Origin of the sequence: Sphingomonas sp. KRR8 (assembly GCF_023559245.1) — a bacterium.
GTDB lineage: Bacteria > Pseudomonadota > Alphaproteobacteria > Sphingomonadales > Sphingomonadaceae > Sphingomicrobium.
On sequence record NZ_CP097462.1, the window covers coordinates 849,791 to 868,931 of the forward strand.

17 protein-coding genes and 1 tRNA gene are annotated in these 19,141 nt (G+C 65.9%); 5 read left to right on the plus strand and 13 right to left on the minus strand.

All coding sequences use genetic code 11. The features are described 5' to 3' along the window. The first annotated feature begins 45 nt into the window (after positions 1–45). From M8312_RS04290 to M8312_RS04310, 5 genes are all read left to right on the plus strand, one after another. Positions 46–1,479 (plus strand): efflux transporter outer membrane subunit, encoded by a 1,434-nt coding sequence (locus M8312_RS04290; protein WP_250119148.1) that lies wholly within the window; start codon positions 46–48, stop codon positions 1,477–1,479. Beyond that, the gene (locus M8312_RS04295) at positions 1,479–2,663 is read left to right on the plus strand and encodes an HlyD family secretion protein (RefSeq protein WP_250119149.1); all 1,185 of its coding nucleotides are present in this window, start codon (positions 1,479–1,481) and stop codon (positions 2,661–2,663) included. Before M8312_RS04290 ends, M8312_RS04295 begins: the two co-directional genes overlap by 1 nt. Beyond that, positions 2,663–4,210 (plus strand): DHA2 family efflux MFS transporter permease subunit, encoded by a 1,548-nt coding sequence (locus M8312_RS04300; RefSeq protein ID WP_250119150.1) that lies wholly within the window; start codon positions 2,663–2,665, stop codon positions 4,208–4,210. The genes M8312_RS04295 and M8312_RS04300 overlap by 1 nt, the downstream gene beginning before the upstream one ends. A 123-nt stretch (positions 4,211–4,333) precedes the next feature. Beyond that, positions 4,334–4,942 carry a PAS domain S-box protein gene (locus M8312_RS04305; RefSeq protein ID WP_250119151.1) on the plus strand — a complete coding sequence of 203 codons (609 nt, stop codon included), beginning with the start codon at positions 4,334–4,336 and terminating at the stop codon, positions 4,940–4,942. Continuing rightward, positions 4,870–6,288, plus strand: a complete 1,419-nt coding sequence (locus tag M8312_RS04310; RefSeq protein ID WP_250119152.1) for an ATP-binding protein — start codon at positions 4,870–4,872, stop codon at positions 6,286–6,288. Before M8312_RS04305 ends, M8312_RS04310 begins: the two co-directional genes overlap by 73 nt. A gap of 27 nt (positions 6,289–6,315) precedes the next feature. Here M8312_RS04310 and M8312_RS04315 read toward each other — a convergent pair whose 3' ends face one another. From M8312_RS04315 to pnuC, 13 genes are all read right to left on the minus strand, one after another. Continuing rightward, entirely contained in the window at positions 6,316–7,239 is a 924-nt protein-coding gene (locus M8312_RS04315) for an MBL fold metallo-hydrolase (RefSeq protein WP_250119153.1), read from the minus strand. Between the two features lie 188 nt (positions 7,240–7,427). Beyond that, positions 7,428–7,502: transfer RNA gene (locus tag M8312_RS04320), tRNA-Gln, on the minus strand. 43 nt (positions 7,503–7,545) lie between these two features. Continuing rightward, positions 7,546–9,933, minus strand: coding sequence for a putative bifunctional diguanylate cyclase/phosphodiesterase (locus M8312_RS04325; RefSeq protein WP_250119154.1), 2,388 nt, complete (start codon positions 9,931–9,933; stop codon positions 7,546–7,548). A gap of 63 nt (positions 9,934–9,996) precedes the next feature. Then, positions 9,997–11,592 carry an MFS transporter gene (locus M8312_RS04330; RefSeq protein ID WP_250119155.1) on the minus strand — a complete coding sequence of 532 codons (1,596 nt, stop codon included), beginning with the start codon at positions 11,590–11,592 and terminating at the stop codon, positions 9,997–9,999. A gap of 55 nt (positions 11,593–11,647) precedes the next feature. Beyond that, positions 11,648–12,523, minus strand: coding sequence for a branched-chain amino acid aminotransferase (locus M8312_RS04335; RefSeq protein ID WP_250119156.1), 876 nt, complete (start codon positions 12,521–12,523; stop codon positions 11,648–11,650). A gap of 27 nt (positions 12,524–12,550) precedes the next feature. Further along, complete coding sequence (locus M8312_RS04340) at positions 12,551–13,414, minus strand: pyrroline-5-carboxylate reductase family protein (RefSeq protein ID WP_250119157.1); 864 nt, start codon at positions 13,412–13,414, stop codon at positions 12,551–12,553. Between the two features lie 21 nt (positions 13,415–13,435). Then, complete coding sequence (locus tag M8312_RS04345) at positions 13,436–13,945, minus strand: type III secretion system chaperone family protein (protein ID WP_502957448.1); 510 nt, start codon at positions 13,943–13,945, stop codon at positions 13,436–13,438. A gap of 8 nt (positions 13,946–13,953) precedes the next feature. Next, the gene (locus tag M8312_RS04350; protein WP_250119159.1) at positions 13,954–14,292 is read right to left on the minus strand and encodes an accessory factor UbiK family protein; all 339 of its coding nucleotides are present in this window, start codon (positions 14,290–14,292) and stop codon (positions 13,954–13,956) included. A 3-nt stretch (positions 14,293–14,295) separates the two neighbouring features. Then, positions 14,296–14,853 (minus strand): TspO/MBR family protein, encoded by a 558-nt coding sequence (locus tag M8312_RS04355; RefSeq protein WP_250119160.1) that lies wholly within the window; start codon positions 14,851–14,853, stop codon positions 14,296–14,298. Beyond that, positions 14,837–15,589, minus strand: coding sequence for a TlyA family RNA methyltransferase (locus M8312_RS04360; protein WP_250119161.1), 753 nt, complete (start codon positions 15,587–15,589; stop codon positions 14,837–14,839). Before M8312_RS04360 ends, M8312_RS04355 begins: the two co-directional genes overlap by 17 nt. Before the next feature lie 6 nt (positions 15,590–15,595). Next, on the minus strand, positions 15,596–17,521 hold the full coding sequence (gene dxs / locus M8312_RS04365) for a 1-deoxy-D-xylulose-5-phosphate synthase (protein WP_250119162.1): 1,926 nt from the start codon (positions 17,519–17,521) through the stop codon (positions 15,596–15,598). A 49-nt stretch (positions 17,522–17,570) separates the two neighbouring features. Continuing rightward, positions 17,571–18,575, minus strand: coding sequence for an AAA family ATPase (locus M8312_RS04370; protein ID WP_250119163.1), 1,005 nt, complete (start codon positions 18,573–18,575; stop codon positions 17,571–17,573). Beyond that, entirely contained in the window at positions 18,572–19,129 is a 558-nt protein-coding gene (gene pnuC, locus M8312_RS04375) for a nicotinamide riboside transporter PnuC (RefSeq protein ID WP_250119164.1), read from the minus strand. Before pnuC ends, M8312_RS04370 begins: the two co-directional genes overlap by 4 nt. Positions 19,130–19,141: the final 12 nt, after the last annotated feature.

Below are 19,141 nucleotides of genomic sequence, written 5' to 3' on the forward strand. Positions count from 1 at the left end.
ACGGGGCGTCAGGGGCGAACCGTACTATCCAGTATGGTCTTTTGCATGCGCTTGATCAACTCACTCCCGGTCCTGGCCATGCTGGCAGCCGCCGGTTGCGCAACGGTCCCTCGCCTTCCGCCTGCGCCGTCGCTGGCGCAACACTCAGCCACCGCCACCGCGACCAGCCTTGCCGGCGGCACCGCGGCGTTTCCGACCGAGCAGTGGTGGGTGAGCTTTGGCGACCCGCAGCTCAGCGAGCTGATCACCGAAGGGCTGCACGGGTCACCCGACGTCGCGGCTGCCGCTGCCCGGATGCGCGCCGCCGAGGCGCTGGCCGAGGAGAGCCGTGCCGCGAAGCTGCCGAGCCTGAGCGCCGACGCGGCGGTCGGCATTCAGCAGCAGAGCAAGAACCTGGGCATCCCGCCGCAGTTCGTGCCGCCCGGTATCCAGGACACGGGCCGAGTGAGCCTGAGCGGCAGCTTCGACCTTGATCTGTGGGGCCGCAACCGGGCGCGTCTGCGGGCGGCACGCTCCGAAGCGGAAGCCGCGCGGGTCGATGCAGCGCAGGCGGCGCTGCTGCTGTCCACCAGCATCGCGGCCGCTTATGCCGATCTGACGCGGCTCTTCGCCGAGCGTGATGTGGCCGCGACGGCGCTGCAGGTTCGCAGCACGACGGCGACCGTCACCGGACAAAGGGTTCGCGCGGGCCTTGGCACCCAAGGCGACGTGTCCGCGGCCCGAGCCCGGGAAGCGGCCGCCGGCGCCGATCTTCAGTCTCTTGACGAGCAGATCGTGTTGACCCGCAACCGGCTGGCGGCCCTGACCGGGGCAGGTCCCGATCGCGGCATTGCGCTCTCCCGCCCCGCCGTGCGGACCGGGGCGGTCGCCCTGCCCGCCAACCTGCCCCTGGAACTGCTCGGACGACGGCCCGACATCGTCTCCGCCCGGCTGCGGGCCGAGGCCGCGGCATCGCGGATCAAGGCCGCACGCGCGTCTTTCTATCCGAACATCAACCTGATGGGGTTGATCGGGCTCCAGTCGCTGGGGCTCGACAAGCTGTTCTCATCCAACTCGCTCACCATCAACGCGGGACCGGCCATCTCACTGCCCATTTTCGAGGGCGGACGCCTTCAGGCGCAATATCGCGGGGCCCGCGCCACCTACGACCTCGATGTCGCGCAGTATGACAGCACCATCGTGACCGCGCTTCGCGAAGTGGCGGATGCGGCGGGCAGCCTGCGCGCACTCCAAGGGCAGCTCGGCCAGCAACGGGCGGCGCTGGCCGCAGCGCAGGACGCCAAGCGGGTCGCCGAACTGCGGTACAAGGCCGGGCTCACCAATCAGCTGGCGGTGCTGCTGACCGACGACCAGCTGCTGCAGAGCCGGCGTGCCGTGGCCGACCTGGAGGCGCGCGAACTCACGCTGGAGGTCAACCTCATCCGCGCGCTCGGTGGCGGGTTCACCAGCGCAACCCCGACCTCGAACGGAGCAAACTGATGGCGGACAACCCTGTGGCCGAGCTGCCGAAGAGCGACACGCCGCCACCGTCGGACGCCAGCCAGCCTGCGAACGAGACGGAGCCAGCCATCCCGACGCGCAATCGCCGCAAGCTGTTCGGAATGCTGGCGATCGCCGTAGTCGTCGCGGGACTCATTTGGTTCGGCTGGCATCAGCTCACCCAATCGGGACGGGTCAGCACCGACAATGCCTATATCGGGGCGGAGACCGCGCAAGTGACGCCGCTCGTGTCCGGCAATGTCGCCAAGGTGCTCGTGTCGGGTACTCAGACCGTCAAGCCGAACGACGTACTTGTCATCCTGGACGATACGGACGCGCGGCTGGCGCTGACGAATGCCGAGGCAGCCCTTGCGCAGGCGCAGCAGCGCTACCGCGCCGCCACCGCCGGTGTCTCGACCGCGCAGAGCCAGGCGGCGGCCCGGACGGGTGATATCGAGCAGGCCCGCGCGCGCCTGAGGTCGGCCAGCGCGGAAGTGGCGCGGACCGCCGCCGAACTTTCCCGCCGCCAGTCCCTTCAGGGCAGCGGCGCCGTCAGCGGGGAGGAACTGACCGCCGCCCGCACCGCCTATGCCGCGGCGCAAGCGGCGCGCGACCAGGCCGCAGCGGCCGTGCAAAGCGCGCAGGCGAACCGCCAAGCGTCGATCGGCCAGGTCGAACAGAGCGCCGCGGTAATCCAGGGAACGACCATCGCCACCGCCCCGGACGTCCGCGCAGCGCAGGCGCAGGTCGAATCCGCCCGGCTCAACCTCGCCCGCACTGTCATTCGCGCACCCATCGCCGGAGTGGTGACCAACCGCACGGTGCAAGTCGGCCAGCGGGTCGCGGCGGGCACGCCGATCATGACGCTGGTCCCCATCGCGCAGGCCTATGTCGATGCCAACTTCAAGGAAAATCAGTTGGCGCGGGTTCGGCCCGGGCAGCCGGTGGAGCTGACGTCCGATTATTATGGCGGCGATGTCGTGTTCCATGGCCGCGTCACCGGCTTTGCCGGCGGGACGGGCGCGGCCTTTGCCCTGATCCCGGCCCAGAATGCCACCGGCAACTGGATCAAGGTGGTGCAGCGCTTGCCCGTTCGGATCGCACTCGACCCCAAGGAGCTTCAGCAGCACCCGCTTCGGGTCGGACTCAGCATGGACGCGACGATCGACACCAGGGGCCGCTGATGGCGCTGAAATCGATCAAGGCGCGAGAGGTCGAGCCGGAGCCGCTGCACGGCGGCAAGCTGCTGCTTGGTGCCTTCGCGCTCGCCTTGTCGAATTTCGTGGTCGTGCTCGACACCACTATCGCCAACGTGTCGGTCCCGCACATCGCCGGCGGCCTGGCGGTATCTCCGACGCAGGCGACGTGGGTCATCACCTCTTATGCGGTGGCCGATGCCATCACGGTGCCACTGACGGGCTGGCTGTCCGCCCGGTTCGGCACCGTGCGCTGGTTCGTCTTGTCGCTGATGGGCTTTGGCCTGTTCTCTTTCCTGTGTGGCGTGTCATCGTCACTCAGCATGCTGGTGCTGTTCCGCATTCTGCAGGGGCTGTCGGGCGGACCGCTGATGCCACTGACGCAGATCCTGCTGATCCGCATCTTCCCCAAGAACCGCGCCACGGCCGGCCTCGGCATCTGGGCGATGACAACCACCGCGGCGCCGATCCTGGGGCCGATCCTGGGCGGCTGGATCAGCGACAATTGGACCTGGCCGTGGATCTTCTTCATCAATCTGCCGGTCGTCGCGACCTGCATCATCTTCTCGATCCGAATCGTCGCCCCGTTCGAGACCAAGCGCTTGAAGCAGCCGATCGACATCGTCGGGCTGGGCCTTCTGATCCTGTGGGTCGGGGCGTTCCAGATCATGCTCGACACCGGCCGTGACAATGACTGGTTTTCCAGCTGGTGGATCACCGAACTGGCGATCGTGGCTGGTGTCGGCCTGCTCGCCTTCATCATCTGGGAGCTGACCGACCGGCACCCGGTGGTGGACATCAAGGTGCTTCGGCACCGCGGCTTCCTCTTCCCGTCACTGGCAATCGGGCTTGGGTTCGGCGCCTTTTTCGCGCAGGTGGTGCTGACCCCGCTGTGGCTGCAGCAGTCACTCGGCTATACGGCCAGCCAGGCCGGACGAGTGGTGGCGTGGACCGGCGTGTTCGCCGTGCTGCTGTCGCCGGTTGCGGCCCGGCTTGCGACCAAGGTGGACCTGCGGGTGACGGTATCCATGGGGATCATGTGGCTGTGCTTCGTCACCCTGCTTCGAACGCGCTGGGACCCATCCCCCGATTACTGGACGCTCGCGATCCCGCACCTGTTGCTGGGCCTGGGAATGCCGTTCTTCTTCATCGGTCTGACCCAACTCGCACTGAGCGCGGTACCGGCCAACGAGGTCAACTCCGCCGCCGGTATCCAGAGCTTCATGCGGACGCTGTCGGGCGCCATCGGAACCGCCCTGGCGACGACGGCGTGGGACAATAGCGCCAACGTGTCGCGCTCGGAGATCGTCGGGCGAATGAACGATGCAGGCGGAACGCTCGACCGGATGCAGGGTGCCGGCCTGACCCTCGAACAGGCCCGCGCGTCGCTCGAGCGGATCGTGCAGGGCCAAGCATCCACCCTCGCCCTTCTCCACATCTACTATCTTGCGGCTGCGGTGTTCGTGGTGGCGGCCGTTTCGGTGTGGCTGGTCCCCAAGCCCAAGAAGCCCGCCGGGATGACAGCCTCGCATTAAGCCGTCATGTAAGCGCCTGGCATGATTGCTGCGACTGCGGCATCGCTCGATGCGCGTACCGCTTCTGTTTGCCGCCTCGCAGCCGCCGTATATGCCTGTAGGCGTGATTCGACGGGGTTTGAATTGACGGCAAGCGACGACGAGAGGGAGGAGCTCCTCCGTTCCATTCGCCTCTCCCCGATCGCGTCGATCGTCACCGATCCAAGGCTCGACGACAATCCCATCATCGCGGTCAAGAAGACGTTCGAGCAACTTACCGGCTACACGGAAGAGGAACTCGTCGGACGCAATTGCCGCGTCCTTGCCGGGCCGGAGACAGAACGTGCGCAGTCCGACGTTCTGAGCCGCGCCATTGCGACGGCAACACCGCAGGTGGTTGAACTGACCAACTATCGCAAGGACGGCAGCAAGTTCCTGAACGCCGTCATGGTCGCCCCGATCTTCGATGAGGCGGGAGAAGTGGCGTTCTTCGTAGGGAGCCAGATGGAGGTGGATGGGCGCAAGGCGGACGCCGTTCGCGCGGCCGCCAGCCAAAGGATCGCGGGCCTGACAGCACAGCAGAAGGCGGTGCTTCGCCTGATGGCGCTGGGCCGTCGCAACCGGCAGATCGGAGAGGAACTCGGCTTGACCGAGAAGAGAAGGGCTACGCCGAAGACGAGGTGCTGGGGCGGCATTTCTCGCTTTTCTATACGGCCGAGGACCAATCGGCCGGTGCGGCGGAAGCGGCGCTGAAGACAGCGCTCCACCAGGGCAAGTTCGAGGCCGAAGCCCAGCGGGTGCGCAAGGACGGATCGCTCTTCTGGGCGCATGTCGTGATCGACCCCATCTACGATGAGGCGGGCGAGCATATCGGATTCGCGAAGATCACGCGCGATATCAGCGAGCGGAAGCAGGCGGAGCAGCAACTGCGGCAAGCTCAGGAAGAGCTGCTGCAATCACAGAAGCTGCAGGCACTGGGCGAACTCGCCGGAGGAATCGCGCACGACTTCAACAACCTGATGACGGTCATGCGCGGCTCGGCCGACTTCATGCTGAGGCAGCCGGACCTGCCGGTGGAAAGGCGGAACCGGTACCTGAGCGTGATGCTCGAGACGGCGGAGCGCGCCACCAGCCTCACCTCGCAGCTCCTCGCATTTGCCAGGCGCCAGCCCCTCGAGCCCGAGGTGATCGACCTCAGCGTTCGGCTGGATGCCCTGGGAGAGATGCTGCAACGTTCCCTTGGTAGCCTTTACCTGCTGGACCTCGACCTTGCTCCCGGGCTGTGGTCGGTGGAAATTGATCCAGCCGGCCTTGAAGCAGCCTTGCTGAACGCGGTGGTCAACGCGCGCGACGCCATGCCCGATGGCGGAAAGATCACCATCTCGACCCGCAATGTCAGTGGGCCGAAGGGAGACGGCGTCCTGCTGTCAATCCGTGACACCGGAGAAGGCATCCCGCCCGAAACGCTGGAGCGGGTTTTCGAGCCGTTCTTCACCACCAAGGCCACCGGCAAGGGAACGGGGCTCGGGCTTTCCCAATTCCACGGTTACGCTGTCCAATCGGGGGCCACGGCCAATATCGAATCCGAAGTCAGCAAAGGCACTCTGGTTGAACTTTGGCTTCCCCGAAGCACGAAGCAGCGGCCAAAACAGCATCATCTCGAGATCGAGGCCTCGATACCTTACGGGCTGCGGGTCTTGCTGGTCGAGGATAGCGATCATGTTCGCTATTTCGCGCGGCAGTTGCTCGAGGATCTTGGCTGCAAGGTCACCCAGGCGGCGGACGGTCCTGAAGCACTGGAGCGCTTCTCGACCGAAGCCATCGACCTGGTGTTCTCGGACATCGTGATGCCGGGAATGAGCGGCCTCGAACTGGCGAAGCGCATTACCGAGATCGCTGGAAACGTTCCGGTCCTGCTGGCGAGCGGTTACAGCAGCAAGCAATTCATTCCAAAGGACGAGCGCGAGTTTCCCATTCTGCGAAAGCCCTACAAGCTCGAGACACTTGCAGCCGGGATCAACCAGCTCATCAGTCCGACTTCCAACGGCGCACAACAGCAGAGCAGCACGAACGGTGACCTGCAGGGGTCGTCCGCCTAGGACGCACAACTGCTGCTTCGAGCGCTCCTACAAAAGGTTCAGCGGCAGCCTCAGGTAGCTCACTCCATTGGTGTCAGGCTCCGGCACGCGCCCTCCCCGGATGTTCACCTGCAACGAGGGCAGGATCAGCTTGGGCATCGAAAGCGTTGCATCGCGCTTCGTGCGCATGGCGACGAACTCTTCCTCGGTAATCCCATCGGAAAGGTGGACGTTGCCCGAGCGCTCGGCGGCGATGGTGGTTTCCCACGCATATTCATCGCGGCCAGGCGCCTTATAGTCGTGGCAGAGGAAGACGCGGGAGGCATCGGGCAGCTGCATCAGCCGCTTGACCGATCGATAAAGGTCGCGGGCGTCGCCGCCGGGGAAATCGGTCCTGGCCGAGCCGTAGTCGGGCATGAACATGGTATCGCCGACAAACACCGCGTCGCCCACCACATAGGCAATGTCGGCGGGTGTATGGCCCGGTACGTGCAAGGCGACGAGCGTGAGGTCACCGAGTTCCAGCGTGTCGCCGTCCGTCAGCAGGCGATCGAATTGCGATCCGTCCCGTGCGAACTCGGCCCCCTCGTTGAAGACCTTGCCGAACACGCCCTGGATGGCGACGATCTCCCGCCCGATCGCGATGCTCCCGCCAAGCTTTTCCTGGAGGTATGAGGCGGCGGACAGATGATCCGCATGAGCATGCGTTTCGAGTACCCAGTCGACGCTGAGCCCGGCCTCGCTGAGGTAGGCGATGATCTCGTCGGCGCTTCTCGAACTGGTGCGACCCGATGCCTGATCGAAGTTCCAGACGCTGTCGATGATGGCCGCGCGACCGGTTGCCGGATCACTCACGACGTGGCTCGCGGTGAACGTCTGCTCGTCGAAGAACGTGCGCACCTGCGGCGCCTGAAGCCGACCGTCGGTGACGGCATCCACTTGCGCGGCAGCGGCCCGGAGAGGGACATCCATGTCGTGCATCGAATTACCTCCCGCCCCGAGGGAATGCTGCTTCTCTAATGCAAAGGCAGACCGCCTGCCAGCGGATGGCTTGCGACGCTGGTGGGCAAGAGAACCGAAGGATTTTCCTTTGCCTTTCCCTGCAGGCGGAGGCCTGAGGCGAAGGGTCCAGGTGCGGGCGCAGTTTTCCACGTGAGATCTGGCTGGGGCGGCAGGATTCGAACCTGCGAATGCCGGTACCAAAAACCGGTGCCTTACCACTTGGCGACGCCCCAGCAGCCGGCGCGCTTATAGACTGGCGGTGGCGCTCCTCAAGGGCTAAGCGCGGGCAATCCGACGTCGTTGTGATCCGCTCGGCAAATCCGGGAGCACGAGCACGTGCTGGTCGGCGGCGAGCGGCCGGCCGAAATGGAAGCCCTGCAGCTGGTCACAGCCCATTTTCTCGAAGAGGAGCGCCTGGGCAGCGGTCTCGATGCCCTCCGCCGTGACGTCGCAGCGCATGGCCCGGCCAAGCGCGATCACCGCTTCGACAATGGCGCGGGCATCGCTCCTGCCCTCGCCCGCTCCAGCGACGAAGCTGCGGTCGATCTTGATCTTGCTGAACTCACCGCGGGCGAGTGATTTCAACGAGCTATAGCCCATACCAAAGTCGTCGAGCACGAGCTGGATGCCAACGGCGCGAAGTCGCGCCAGCGTGTGGCGGGTGGCCTCGTCATCGGCGAGAAAGACGCTCTCCGTCACTTCCAGTTCGAGCCGTTCGGGCGCCAGGCCGCTGACCGCAAGGGCGTTGACGACGGTTCCAACCAGGTCGCCGCCGGTCAGCTGGACCGCCGACACGTTGACGGCAAGCCGGGCCTCATCCTTCCAGCTGGCAGCCTCGCGGCAGGCTTCGCGCACCACCCAATTGCCGACCTGGCTGATCAGCCCGGTATCCTCGATCACCGGGATGAAGAGATCGGGCGGGATGTCGCCTCGTTCGGGATGGCTCCACCGAAGAAGAGCCTCACGACCAACGATCCGGTGGCTGCCAGCCTCCACGATGGGCTGGTAGGCGAGGCTCAGTTCGCCGCTCTGAAGCGCCACCCGCAAGTCACGCTCGAGTTCGCGCTGGGCCTTGGCGCGCTCCGCCATGGCGGGTTCGAAGAAGTGACAGCGTCCTCGCCCCGCGGCCTTCGCGCTGTACAGGGCGAGGTCCGCGTTGCGGGTGAGGGTGCCCTCGGTCATGCCGTCGTCCGGCGCGAGCGCAATCCCGACCGTGGCGCCGATGGTGAGGTCGGCGCTGCCCACCGCGAACGGCTGCGACAAAGCGGCAATGACGCGCTCGGCAAGCGCGCTTACGTCTGACCGATCGGTCATTCCCGAGGCAACAATCGCGAATTCATCGCCGCCGAGCCGGCCCACTTCGGCGTCGCCCACCACCAGCGCAAGCCGGCCGGCGGCTGCCGCGAGCAGCTGGTCGCCAAGGGCATGGCCAAGCGTGTCGTTGACCAGCTTGAACCGGTCCAGATCGAGCAACAGCAACGCGCAGCCGCCACGGCCCGAACGCTCCTGAAGCAGGGATTCCTCGATGAGTTCGCGGATCAGCAGCCGATTGGGCAGGCCGGTCAGCGGATCGTGGCGGGCGGCCCGGATCGAGTTGCGGCCGGTGCGCCGGGAACGGGTGACGTCCGAGCCCACTCCACGCCAGCCGGTGATCTTTCCGTCCGGGCCGAGCAGTGGCTGACCGGAGAAGATCCACCAGGAGCGGCCGCCCCGCACGGGCACCGCAATCTCGCGAAAGGCGTTGCCCTCCGCCAGCGCATCGAACAGTTGCCGCATGCCGCGTGAGACGCTGCGCGCGTCACCCCTGGGGTCAAGCAACTGACGCACATCGCCGCCGATCAGGCGCTCGACCGGCTGGCCCGAGCTGTTGATGAAGGCCGACGACATGTGTCGCATGCAGAGATTGGGATCGAGCTCCCACAGCCAGTCGCTGCCGCTCGCCTCGAACTGGCGAAGGAGCGCGATCATGGCGGCCTGCTCCTCCACCTCCAGCCGGGCCCGAAGATGGCCCACGAACTGCCGCGCGTTCCAGATGATGGTGTAGGCGAGCGCTCCGCCGAACAAGAGGACGAGGCCGATGAGAAGGACATAGCCGGCCAGGATGAGCGCCCCGATCGCCGCGGTGCTGACGATCAGCACGTAGGTGAGCGCCGCCGGAGGCACCGTCGACAGGGTGACGCTGGCACCGCTGGCCAGTCCGAACAGCATCAGTGCAATGAGGATCTTGTCCTCATCGCCGGACATGCCGAACCAGACGGATGCGGGCACCGCCCACAAGACCGACAGCATGAGGATGGGCGGCATGATGGTATGGACGCTCGACGGCTTGCGAGCGGCATAGGCAGGGTCATGGCGGAGCCGCCAGGCACGGAACAGGCGTTGGGAGCACAGGCCGGCGAAGAGCGCCAGCCAGGCAACCAGCTGCCAATGCGGCACGTCCGTCCACAAGGATGCAACGATTGTCACCGCCGCGACCAGATTGGCACCGACGGTCAGCGGCACCATGGCGATGAGGGCGGCGACCTGCTCTACCTGGACTTCGCGGCCAGTGGCGTCAGTGGGCGGCGACAGCAGGAAGAGCTGATCCACCGGGATTTCGGCAGCCAGGCGGTCGAACCGCGGTCGCTCGCCGCCATTCACCAGCATTTTACGCCCGGTGCCCATTGCCGCCAGCTAAGTGCTGACCGGCAAAGATTGGGTAAAGAACGCGCCGGGCGAGTGGCTTCATCAATCGAGCGGCTTATGGTGCGTTTCGGTAAGCCAGACAGCGCTGACTACGAACGCCAGGACGACCACGGCAATCGTGTACCAAAGACCGGCATAGGCATCCCCTGTCCGCACAACGATATATTGGGAGATCAGGGGTAGAAAGCCCCCAAAGTAGCCCGAGCCGATGTGATAGGGCACCGACATGCTGGTGTAGCGGATGCGCGCTGGAAACATTTCCACCAGGATCGCGGCGACCTGGCCATAGGTCATGGCCGACAAGGCAACCATGACGGCCACGGCCAGGATAATCTTCCACGGCTGCTTCTCGGCCGGATCGGCCTTGTCGGGGTAGCCCGCGGCGACCAGCGCCGCGGTGTAGGAAGCCTGGTCGAAACCGGCGATCCGCTGCTTCCCGACGGTGAGCGCGACATCGGCGGCATCAGCCTTGCGATAGCTCACCCCGCGCTTGGATAGGTAGTTGAGCGCCTGAGAACACGGCGTGGTGTGCTTGCTGGCGAAGACGTTGAATTCACAATCGGCGGGGAGTTGCAGTGTGACGGGAGAGCTTGCCGTCGCGCGGCCAAGGGCCGGGTTGGCGCCATCCGCCATCAGGTGGAACATGGGAAACAGCAGAACCAGCGTCAGGGCATAGCCGAGCAGCAGCAGCTTCTTCCGGCCGACCCGGTCCGACAATGCGCCGAAGCCGACATAGAGCGGAGCGGCGATCATCGCGCCGGCCGCCATGTAGAGCAGCGCCTCCTCCTCCCCAACCCGGGCAGTGCCCTGGAGGAAGTAGAGGGTTCCGAACTGGCTGGTGTAATAGATGACGGTAAGGCCGGCGGCGACGCCAAACAGCGCGACCATCACCTTCTTGAGGTTGCCCGGGTAGGTCAGGCTGTCCTTGAACGGATTGCGGCTGGTCTGCCCGGCTTCCTTCATGGCCTTGAAGACGGGGCTCTCGCTCAGCTTTAGGCGGATGTAGAGCGAGATGGCGAGCATGACGAAGCTGGCGAGGAAGGGCACGCGCCAGCCCCAGGCGTCGAACGACGCCGAGTCCATGGCGTGCCGGCAGATCAGCACCATGATCAGGCAAAGCAGGAACCCGCCAACCACGCTGACCTGGATCCAGCTGGTATATTGGCCGCGCTTGTAGGGCGGCGCATGCTCGGCGACGTAGATCGCCGCGCCCCCATATTCACCGCCGAGCGCAAGGCCCTGGATCAGGCGCAGTCCGACCAGCAGCGCGGGCGCCCACAGGCCGGCCGTCGCGAAGCTGGGCAAGAAGCCGATGGCGCCGGTCGCGCCGCCCATCAGGGTGATGGTGATAAGGAAGGTGTATTTGCGCCCGACCCGGTCACCGAACCAGCCGAACAGCAATGCGCCTAGCGGGCGTACGCCGAAGCCCGCTCCGAACGCCGCAAGGCTGGCCAGCGTCGCGGCGGTAGGATTGTCAGCCGGGAAGAACAGCTTACCAAGCAGCGCGGCGAGAATGCCGTAGAGAAAGAAGTCATACCACTCGAACACCGTGCCCAGCGCCGAGGCGGTGATCACCAGCCGGTCGCGCTTGGGATCGACGACATACTCCGATGCAGCAGGCACGGCGGTGCTGGTCATTTAATCCCCTCTCCTGCCCAACCTTAAGCCGGACAGGAGCAGGAGCAAGCCTCGTTCAAGCCTGGCGGCTGTTGACCAGGTCGTCGTAGTCGCGCTGAAGCTGGCGGGAGAGGTCGCCGACTTCGAAGTTCCACGGCCCGGCCGACTGGACCAACGTCACTTCGGCCGCGGAGCCGGTCAGGAACATCTGCTGGAAGCTTTCCAGCTCCTCCGGCCAGATGGTCCGCACCTCCACCTCGACGCCGCGCTTCTGCGCAAGCTCGATCACCGTCTGGCGGGTGATCCCGTTCAGGAAGCAGTCCGGCGTCGGCGTGATCAACTTGCCGTCGCGGATGAAGAAGGCATTGGCGCCGGTCGCCTCCGCCACCTGCCCACGCCAGTCAAACATCAGAGCATCGTCGAAACCGCGGTCGTCGGCATGCTGCTTGGACAGGGTCGCGATCATGTAAAGGCCGGCGGCCTTGCTCTCGACGGGCGCCGTGTACGGAGCCGGGCGCCGCCAGGGCGCGATGTCGAGGCGGATCCCGCGCTGCTGCTTTTCATCGTCGAAATACTTGCCCCAGTGCCAGCAAGCGATGGCGAGGTGCGGTTCGGTTCCCTTCGGATTGACGCCCATCGATTCCGACCCACGCCAGGCGACGGGGCGCATGTAGGCGTCCTGCATGTCGTTGGCCTTGAGCACTTCGTTGCAGGCCGCGTCGATCTGATCGACGCTGTAGGGAATGTCGAAGCCGAGCAGGTTGGCGCTGCGCTTCAGGCGGCGGCTGTGATCGCTGAGGCGGAAGATGCGTCCGCCATAGGCGCGCTGACCCTCGAAAACGCTGGAGGCGTAATGCATGGCGTGCGTAAGGATATGCACGTTCGCCTCGCGCCAGGGCACGAGCTTGCCGTCCATCCAGATCCAGCCGTCGCGATCGTCAAAACCTGCCATGCCCGTCCTCACTCCAGAGCGGGCGGCTTAGGCGGCGCCCTCGGGCGAATCAATGGCACGGGTGGCGGCGGCCAGCTCGGCCCCTCGCCGGGTCGCCGCGGCCACCGTGCGCTCAAGAAGCGGGGTCAGTTCGGGCTCGAGTACGGCAAGGCCAGCCGCGGTGGTGCCGTTGGGGCTGCGGACACGCCGGACAAGCTCGTCCATCGGTGGATTGTCCGTCACCGCCAGCCAGCCGGTACCGAACACGGTTTCGCGAGCAATGGCGAGCGCAAGCGAGGGTTCCAGGCCGCGATCCTCGGCGGTTTTCGCCAGCGCTTCGATGAAGCGAGCGACATAAGCCGGGCCAGCTCCGCCGATGGAGGCGATTGCTCCAAGCTCTCCCTCGGCGTTGCAGTCGATGGTCAGGCCAAGGATCATGAAGAACTGCCGAAGCCGCGCGCGGAGGGCGTCATTCGCGTCCGGCATGAAGAGCGCGGTCACGCCCCGCCGCACGGCCGTGGCGACATTGGGCATGGCGCGGACAATCGCCTGCGCGTTCGGAAACAGATGGCGCAGAGTGGCGGCCTCGGTGCCTGCCAGCAGCGAGATGACGGTGGTGTTCGCCGTCACATATGGCGCAATCGACGGCGCGAGTTCGAGCAATTGCTGCGGCTTGAAGCCGAGGATGAGCCACTCCGCGGGGCGCCCCGCCTCACCCAGGCTCCGCACCGTGCGCAAGCCCGGGACCGGCGTTCCGCTCGGGCGAATGGCGACCGAGTTGCCGAAGTTCACGCCCGCCGAGCGCCAGCCGGCCACCATCGCCCCGGCCATGTTGCCGCAGCCGACGAACCAGATAGCCGGAGTCAGGACGGCGGATGACGGCTGCTGAGCCGTGACGTTGACCACACTCATGAAGTAAATGCCCTTGCTTGCTCAGGCTTCGCCGGCGGTGTCGATCAGCGCCGCGCTGATGGCCTCACCCGGGGACTTGCCGCCCCACAGGACGAACTGGAACACCGGGAAGAAACGCTCACACTCCTCAAGCGCGGCTTCGGCGATCGCCTCCGCCTGCTCGAAGCTCAACGCATCGCCGTCGCCCGTATCGAGCAGCGCCGAGTAGCGGAAAACGATCAGCCCCGACCCCGACCATAGCTCGAAGTGGCCGAGCCACAGCTGCTCGTTGATCAGTCCGAGTGTCTCGTAGATGGCAGGACGCTTCTCGGCCGCTACCTTGATGTCCGGGAAGGCGAGGAACTGAAGGACCTGGTCGTCGGGCCGCCACACGCCGCGCAGTTCGTACTGCGCCCAGCTGCCGGGTGCGCTGGCCACGATTTCCCCGTCGCCGGCCCGCTCACAGGTCCAGCCCCGGGCCTCGAAATAAGCTTCGAGAACCTCGATCGGAGCGCCATCCTCGCGCTCCTCGGTGCGATCATCCTCGCTCAAATATTCGCTCACTCCTCGGGCGTCTCGACGCCCGTGGAGGGACCAGCCTTCCGCCCAGTGGCGGGCTTGGCAGCAGCGGCAGAAGCGGCCGAACCGGCGGGCTTGCCCTTGCCGGCCTCAAGCGCGGCGAGACGGTTGCGCAGGGCCTCCACTTCCTCGCGGGCCTGCGCGGCCATCGCCTTCACGGCTTCGAACTCGTCTCGCGAGACGAAGTCCATGCCGCCGACCCACTCGCGCATGCGCTCCTTCATCCCGTCCTGAGCCTCGCGGGTCATTCCCGCGACGGTGCCGGCGGCCCCATTCATGATCTTCACGAAGTCGTCGAACAGGCGGTTCTGCGACTGCATGGCTTACTCTCCCGTTATGCCCAGCGGCGCGCGATCAGCGCCGGGGTTGAGCCTGCCCGTCTCATGATTGAGGACCGTGGCGAGGCACAGCCATGCCAGATAGGGCACAAGCAGCAGCGCCGCCACCCTGTTGAGCGGCCAGAAAGCGATAATGGTGGCGGTGACCAGCACGTTCATCGCCAGGATGATCAGAAAGGCCCAGTCGATGAAGCCGCCGCCGAAGAAGACGGGCGACCAGGCAAAGTTGAGCGCGAGCTGGACCGCGAACAGGGTCAGGGCGAGGCTGCGCTGGCGTGACGCAGGGAGCGAGAGGATCAGTGCGACCGCAATGCCCATGAAGGTGTAAAGGGTGGTCCAGACCACGCCAAAGGCCCAGCCGGGCGGCTGGATGCTCGGCTTCTCCAGCGGCGCGTACCAGTTGTTGGAAAAACCACTGTTCGCGAGATAGCCGATGGCGGAGCCCGCGACGACGATCGCGGGAACCGCGACCAGCGCGAACTTCCACCATGAGCGGCGAGGACGCGGGGCGCCTTCGTCGAACTGGTCAGCAGTGGTCGCCATCTTCGCTCTCCTTCACCGCGCCAAGCAGGAACTCGACATTACCCTCTGGACCGGTGATCGGGCTACGCGTCAGGCCCAGAATGCGCCAACCCTGCGAAGCGATCCATAGCGCGACCGCGTCGCACACCCGCTGGTGCACCTCCGGATCACGAACCACCCCGCCCTTCCCCACTTCCTCGCGCCCGGCCTCGAACTGCGGCTTGATCAGCAGGACGGCGTGGGCTCCGGTGCGAGCAAGGCGCAGCGGGGCCTCCATGACCTTGGCAAGGCTGATGAAGCTGGCATCGCAGACGACCATGTCGATAGGTTCCGGCACCTGCTCCGGCGTGAGGTGGCGGGCATTGGTCTGCTCCATGACGACCACGCGCGGGTCCTGCCGCAGCTTCCAGGCAAGCTGGTTGGTGCCGACGTCGATCGCGTAGACCTTGGCGGCGCCGCGGCTGAGCAGCACGTCGGTGAAGCCGCCGGTCGAGCTGCCGATGTCGAGCGCGGTCGCTCCGGTCACGTCGATGCCGAAGTAATCGAGGCCGTGATCGAGCTTGAGCCCACCTCGCGACACCCAGGGGTGGTCCTTGCCGCGGACATCCAGGGCGGCTTCGGCGGCGATCATCTCGCCCGCCTTGGCTATCTTGCGTTCACCGGCGAACACCAGCCCCGCCATGATCAGCGCCTGCGCCTTCGCGCGGCTCTCCACCAACCCGCGCTCGACCAGCGCCTGGTCAGCGCGCTGTTTCATGGTCGATCAGGCCCGCGCCCCTTCCTCGATCCCGACGCTGTTGCGCCGAAGGGCTTTCAGCACGGTGTCGACGATGTTCGGGGCGTTGAGACCGGCCTCGTCATACTGCTTGTCCGGCTTGTCCTGATCCTGGAAACGGTCTGGCAGGCGCATGGTGCGGAGCTTGAGGCCGGCATCGATGAGGCCTTCGTCGCTGGCGAGCGTCAGGACGTGGGCGCCAAAGCCGCCAACCGCCGCTTCCTCCACGGTCACCGCGACCTCATGTGTCGTCAGCAACTTGCGGATCAAGACCTCGTCCAGAGGCTTGGCGAACCGCAGGTCGGCGACCGTGGTGCTGAGCCCCTTCTGCTCCAGCAACTCGGCCGCTTTCAGCGCTTCGCCGAGGCGGGTGCCGAGCGAGAGGATGGCCACCGTCTTGCCCTCGCGGACGATGCGGCCCTTGCCGATCTCCAGCCGCTCGGGACTCGCGGGCATGATCAGCCCTTCGCCGTTCCCGCGCGGGTAGCGAACGGCACTCGGCCCGCTGTCGTGAAGCGCCATGGTGTGAACCATGTTGGCGAGTTCGACCTCGTCGGCCGCCGCCATCACCACGAAATTCGGCAGGGTGCAGAGGTAAGCCAGGTCGAAGCTGCCGGCATGGGTCGCGCCGTCCGCGCCGACCAGGCCGGCGCGGTCCAAGCCGAAACGGACCGGCAGATTCTGGATCGCGACGTCATGGACCACCTGGTCATAAGCGCGCTGCAGGAAGGTCGAGTAGATGGCGCAGAACGGCCGATAACCCTGCGCTGCCAGGCCCGCCGCGAAGGTCACCGCATGCTGCTCGGCAATGCCGACATCGAACGTGCGGTCAGGGAACCGCTTCTCGAATCGGTCCAGACCGGTGCCGGAAGGCATGGCCGCCGTAATGGCGACAATCTTCGGGTCGCGCTCCGCTTCCGCCACGAGGGCGTCGGCAAACACCTGGGTGTAGCTGGGCGGGCCGCTCGGACCCTTGTCCTGCTTCCCGGTGACAACATCGAACTTTACTACGCCGTGATATTTGTCCGCGCTGCTTTCGGCCGGCGCGTAGCCCTTGCCCTTCTGGGTGACGGCATGGATCAGCATGGGGCCGTGATCGGCGTCCCGCACGTTCTCGAGGATCTCGACCAGGCTGATCACGTCGTGACCGTCGACGGGGCCGACGTAATAGAAGCCGAGTTCCTCGAACAAGGTGCCGCCGGTCATCATGCCGCGGGCATATTCCTCGAAGCGCTCGGCGGCGTCGCGGACCGGGCGTGGCAAACGGCCGGCGATACGCGCGGCCAACTTGCGCGGAGTCAGATACTTACCGCTCGACACCAGCCGGGCGAGCGCGTTGCGCAGGCTGCCGACCGGAGGGGCGATGGACATGTCATTGTCGTTGAGGATCACGATCAGCCGGTTGCCGGCCGCTTCGGCGTTGTTCATCGCCTCATAAGCCATGCCGGCGGTCATCGCGCCGTCGCCGATCACGGCGATCGCATGTTCCGGCCGGCCGTCCAGCTTGCTGGCGATCGCAAAGCCCAGCGCGGCGCTGATCGACGTCGAACTGTGGGCCGCGCCGAACGGGTCATATTCGCTTTCCGACCGCTTGGTGAAGCCGGACAGACCCCCGCCCATGCGGATGGTGCGGATGCGGTCGCGCCGGCCGGTCACGATCTTGTGCGGGTAGCATTGATGACCGACGTCCCAGATCAGCTTGTCGTGGGGCGTGTCGAACACATAGTGGATGGCGACGGTCAGCTCGACAACGCCGAGGCCGGCACCGAGGTGGCCGCCGGTGACCGACACCGCCGAGATGGTCTCGGCCCGGAGTTCATCGCAGAGCTGGGGAAGCTGCGCCTTGTCGAGCTTGCGAATGTCGGCGGGAGACTGGATCTGATCCAGCAGCGGCGTCGAGGGACGATCGGACATTCGCTCAGCCCTAACTCACCACGGTCGAACTGTCGAATAGTCCGAAGGGTCAGGGGCTTGGGAGCGCCCGCTGCTCAGCGACCAGGCGTTCGATGGCGGCCACAGCTGCGGCCAGCCGCGCCTCGCCCTGCCCGCTGATCTCGACCACCGGTGCCCGCGTCAGCTTCAGCACGTCGCGGGCGATCCGGTCGAACCGGGCCCGCTGCTCCGGCTCGCCAAAGACGCGAGTTCCGTCATCCACGAACGGAATGTCGGGTGCGAGCATGAGGTAAAGGTCGGCCTGTCGGTGGCAGACCAGCTGGTCTGGCACATAGCCGATCATCATCTGCGACCAGGCAGCGGTCATCAGCGCGTCGGTATCGGCAATCAATAGCCGGTTGCACCAAGCGCGGGCGGCCTCGATCTCCGCCTGCTGGGCCAAGCCGATCAGGAGCAGGTCGCTTTCGCGGCAGTCGGTCCCGTGCGCTTCGCAGTGCGCGCGGCCATACTCGGGTACTTCAACCGTCTGGAAGTGCCGCGCGAGCTGTTCGGCGAGGGTCGATTTGCCGACGCTCTCCACCCCATGAAGGCAGACGGTGAGGCTGTAATGGGCCTTTACCGGCTCGGGCAGCCAGTGCCAGTGGTCCCACCAGTCGGCGCGAATGGCACTGGCCGACAGGCCGCCGATCCCGGCGCGATCGGCCGCCAGCACCCGCCCGCCGAGCGGCACGAAGAAGGATTGGAGGCGCCGCGCCAGTTCCGCTCCATAGTCCTCGCCGGCAAAGACAAAGTCGATCGGGTCGGGATGGGCGTCACGGACGATGGCTGTCCATTGCTCCCAGAAGTCGGGCGCATCTCCAGGTTCCTGCGGTGCGGGGCGATCGAAATAGATGATGCGGCAGTCGGGAAAGAGCTGCCGCATCCAGTCGAGGCGCGTCAGTCCCGGGATCGGGTCGCCATCGCGCGCGCAGACCAGCACAGTCAGCTGATCGACCAGCTGCCGAGCGGAGCGGATCAGTGCCACGTGGCCCGCGTGCGGCGGCATGAATTTGCCCAGGAGGAATCCGCGCTTCACGCCGTCGCCTTTCGCCGCCACTCGAGGAGCCCGGCCACAGCCAGGCACAGGAAGATGAGATAAAGTCCCGCCGTAATCAGCAGGCCGCGCGAGAGGAACAGAGGGATCGCCGCGAGATCGACCATGATCCACAACCACCAGCTTTCCACCTTGCGGAAGCTCTGCAGCAGCTGCGCCACGACGCTGGTGATCGCGATTGGGCCATCGACGAAGGGCGCGGCGGCGTCGGTCAGGCCGGCCATCACGCTACTCCATAAAGATGCGGCGACGACAATCGCCGCCGCGCCACGAAGCCGCTCCGCCGGCGATAGCGAACTCACGGCCACGCCCGCATCGACCTGCTCGGCATGCTGCCAAGCCCACCAGCCGTACAGCTGAACCGCGATGAAGAAGAGCTGGAGCAACGCGTCGGAGTAGAGCCGCTGCTCGAAGAAGACGAAAAAGTAGAGCCCGACCGTCACCAGGCCAAAGGGATAGTTCCAGACGGAGCGGCGGACGACCAGCAGAACGTTCACCACGCCAAGCGCGGCGGCCAGCGCCTCGACAGGACTCACGATCGTTCGGCC

What these genes read in the sequence shown, in the direction of transcription:
- M8312_RS04290 (WP_250119148.1), top strand. Translation starts at nt 46, where the DNA reads ATGCGCTTGATCAACTCACTCCCGGTCCTGGCCATGCTGGCAGCCGCC.
- M8312_RS04295 (WP_250119149.1), top strand. Translation starts at nt 1,479, where the DNA reads ATGGCGGACAACCCTGTGGCCGAGCTGCCGAAGAGCGACACGCCGCCA.
- M8312_RS04300 (WP_250119150.1), top strand. Translation starts at nt 2,663, where the DNA reads ATGGCGCTGAAATCGATCAAGGCGCGAGAGGTCGAGCCGGAGCCGCTG.
- M8312_RS04315 (WP_250119153.1), bottom strand. Translation starts at nt 7,239, where the DNA reads ATGGATGTCCCTCTCCGGGCCGCTGCCGCGCAAGTGGATGCCGTCACC.
- M8312_RS04325 (WP_250119154.1), bottom strand. Translation starts at nt 9,933, where the DNA reads ATGGGCACCGGGCGTAAAATGCTGGTGAATGGCGGCGAGCGACCGCGG.
- M8312_RS04330 (WP_250119155.1), bottom strand. Translation starts at nt 11,592, where the DNA reads ATGACCAGCACCGCCGTGCCTGCTGCATCGGAGTATGTCGTCGATCCC.
- M8312_RS04335 (WP_250119156.1), bottom strand. Translation starts at nt 12,523, where the DNA reads ATGGCAGGTTTTGACGATCGCGACGGCTGGATCTGGATGGACGGCAAG.
- M8312_RS04340 (WP_250119157.1), bottom strand. Translation starts at nt 13,414, where the DNA reads ATGAGTGTGGTCAACGTCACGGCTCAGCAGCCGTCATCCGCCGTCCTG.
- M8312_RS04350 (WP_250119159.1), bottom strand. Translation starts at nt 14,292, where the DNA reads ATGCAGTCGCAGAACCGCCTGTTCGACGACTTCGTGAAGATCATGAAT.
- M8312_RS04355 (WP_250119160.1), bottom strand. Translation starts at nt 14,853, where the DNA reads ATGGCGACCACTGCTGACCAGTTCGACGAAGGCGCCCCGCGTCCTCGC.
- M8312_RS04360 (WP_250119161.1), bottom strand. Translation starts at nt 15,589, where the DNA reads ATGAAACAGCGCGCTGACCAGGCGCTGGTCGAGCGCGGGTTGGTGGAG.
- dxs (WP_250119162.1), bottom strand. Translation starts at nt 17,521, where the DNA reads ATGTCCGATCGTCCCTCGACGCCGCTGCTGGATCAGATCCAGTCTCCC.